Annotated in this window: 2 protein-coding genes; both read left to right on the top strand. The window is 68.1% G+C overall.

Annotation, left to right across the window (positions count from 1 at the left end):
• On the top strand, positions 1-718 hold a 718-nt coding region (locus MUO23_13925), incomplete at its 5' end, for a metal ABC transporter permease (GenBank protein MCJ7514049.1).
• Positions 702-1,852 (top strand): hypothetical protein (locus MUO23_13930; protein ID MCJ7514050.1); only part of this gene is annotated, 1,151 nt, incomplete at its 3' end. The genes MUO23_13925 and MUO23_13930, both read left to right, overlap by 17 nt.

Genomic DNA, 1,852 nt, shown 5'->3' on the forward strand with positions numbered 1-1,852 from the left:
CATTGTGTTACCGGGCATCGTGATCGCCTACCTGGCCGGCTGGCCGCTGGTGCTGGGTGCGCTGCTGGCCGGGGTGATCGCCGCCCTGGGAATCGGCGCCATCAGTGAGCGGACGCGCATCAAGGAAGACAGCGCCATTGGCGTGATCTTCGCGGGTGCCTTCGCCTTAGGCGTGGCGCTGCTTTCCACCCAACGCGGCTATGTCGTCGACCTGGTGCACATCCTTTTCGGCAATCTGCTGGGGGTGTCGGTAACGGACCTGCTCTGGATGGGCGTGTTGGGTGTGTTGGCGCTGGCGACTGTGTTTGTGTTCTACAAGGAGCTGCTGGTGCTCTCATTCGATCCGGTCCTGGCGGCCACGCTGCGCCTGCCGGCGCGCTTCCTTAAGAACCTGCTCCTGGTCTTGATGGCCGTCGTGATTGTCGTCTCGCTGAACGCCGTCGGGGTGACGCTGGTCCTGGCGATGCTGGTCACGCCGGCCTCGGCCGCCTACCTGCTGACCCGCCGGCTGCCGTCGATGATGGCCCTGGGGGCGGCCTTTGGCACGCTTTCTGCGTTCCTTGGCCTCTACCTTTCCTACTATTGGAACCTGGCCTCCGGTCCTGCTATCGTTCTAGTGGCGACCGCCATCTTCGCCGTGGCATTGCTCGCCGCGCCACGGCGCGGTCATTTGTGGTCGCGCTGGAGGAGGGGAACCCCGGATGTCCGTCCCGCCTGACGCCTTCTCCCTGGATGGGAAGGATTACGCCCTTATGCCGGAACTGCGGATGGCGGTCGAGCATCTGCGCGCCGGCCGCCTGCAGTCTGCTCAGGCTCTGCTCGCCCGACATGTGGTTCAGTATCCCGATTCCGAACAGGCTTGGTTCCTGCTCAGCTTCGCTGTAGTCGATCCCAAACAGCAGATCGAGTGCCTGCAGCGCGCACTGGCCATCAATCCGGGCAATACCTCGGCCGGGGCGCGGCTGACGAGATTGCGGTCGGCGCAGAAGCCGCTGCAGCCGGCGCCGGGCCGTGTCAGCCCGGCGGCCGCCGTCGGACCGCCAAAGGCGGGGGTACCCCAGCCGGCCGCCTCGCCCGCCAAGGCTGCGCCCGCCCAGCCCGGCCCCTCGTCGACGCCCAAGCCCAGGCCGAGCGCAGCCGCCGCCCGCCCGGCGGGGGCGCCGCGGCCCGAGCCTGCCTGGATGCCGGGGGATTCTACGTCGGCCCTGGTCGCCGACGACTCGGAATCTCCCAAGCCCCCCAAGAAACGCGGCGGATGCGCCCGCCTGTTGCGGGCCTTTCTGATCGTCTCCCTGGTCCTGGCCGCTCTGGGGGCGGTGGCAGCGCTGGTGCTGGCAGTGATCGCCTACCTGTCGATCCCTCAGCGAGCCGGTCCCCCGACCCAGCCGGCGATCGCGCCCGCAACTTTGCCCCCGACCTGGACGGCTACGGCCTCACCACCACCGACGCTCACGCCCACCATCACCATCACCCCGTCGCCAACACCGAGTCGAACGCCTAAGCCGCCGGAGCCGACGACGGCAGCCGCCATGGCGCAAATCGGCCGCGAGGTGGCCGACCTGCGCGGCCTGGCGCCGCTCTCGCCGGTGGCGGGATACCTGCTGCCGGCCGACGAGGTGCGCCCCGTGCTGGAGGCCAGCTTCCTGGCGAATGGCGGGACGCTGGCGGAACTCGAGGATGAAGTGACCGTGCTCAGCACCCTGGGGCTGATCAAGCCGACCTACAACCTGTACACCAACAGCCTGAACTCGCTCACCGACAGCCTGGGCGGGTTCTACTTCCCATGGAGCAAGGAGCTGTTCGTGATCGGCAGCCAGTTCTCCGGCGTCGAGCGCTGGGTGTACTCGCATGA

This window comes from Anaerolineales bacterium, assembly GCA_022866145.1.
Lineage (GTDB): Bacteria > Chloroflexota > Anaerolineae > Anaerolineales > E44-bin32 > PFL42.